This is a genomic window from Nonomuraea sp. CX421 (assembly GCF_059358955.1).
This window is the reverse complement of sequence record NZ_JCADBK010000068.1, coordinates 1-669: the sequence shown is the minus strand read 5'-3', so window position 1 is coordinate 669 and position 669 is coordinate 1. Positions and strand designations below refer to the sequence as shown.

2 protein-coding genes are annotated in these 669 nt (G+C 64.0%); both read right to left on the bottom strand.

Annotation, left to right across the window (positions count from 1 at the left end; all coding sequences use genetic code 11):
- Window positions 1-446 (bottom strand): GTP-binding protein (locus tag AC5L3X_RS39170; protein WP_225264434.1); only part of this gene is annotated, 446 nt, incomplete at its 3' end.
- The coding region (locus AC5L3X_RS39165; protein ID WP_225264432.1) for a DUF742 domain-containing protein at window positions 400-669 on the bottom strand (270 nt) is incomplete at its 5' end. The genes AC5L3X_RS39170 and AC5L3X_RS39165, both read right to left, overlap by 47 nt.

Sequence of the window (669 nt, the reverse complement as noted above, 5' to 3'; positions counted from 1 at the left end):
CCGTCCCAGCCGTTGACGCCCACCACGAAGGGCAACTGCGCCTCCTCGAAGTAGTCGATCGCCGGGAAACTGTCGGCCAGCCTGCGCGTGTCCACCAGCACCACCGCGCCGATCGCCCCACGCACCAGGTCATCCCACATGAACCAGAACCGATGCTGACCCGGCGTCCCGAACAGATACAGGATCAGATCCCGATCCAGCGACACCCGCCCGAAGTCCATCGCCACCGTCGTGGTCGACTTCAACGGCGTCATCCCCAGATCATCGATCCCCGCCGACGCGTCCGTCATCACCGCCTCGGTCGTCAACGGCATGATCTCCGACACCGCACCGACGAACGTCGTCTTGCCCACGCCGAAACCACCGGCCACCACGATCTTCGTCGAGGTAAGGCCCGGACTAGAGCCTGCGAAGTCCACTGAGCACCCTTTCCAGCAGGTTGACATCTGGCCTACCGGCATCCAACTGCGGCTGATGCACCCGAACCAGACCCTCGGCCGCCATATCAGCGATCAACACCCGCACCACACCCAGCGGAATCCGCAACAGCGCCGACACCTCGGCCACCGACCGAACCTGCCGACACAACTGACTGATCGCCTGATACTCCGGCGTGATATGCGAGAACTCCCGATGCTCAGCCGTCGCCGACGAAACGAGGGCCTCCAT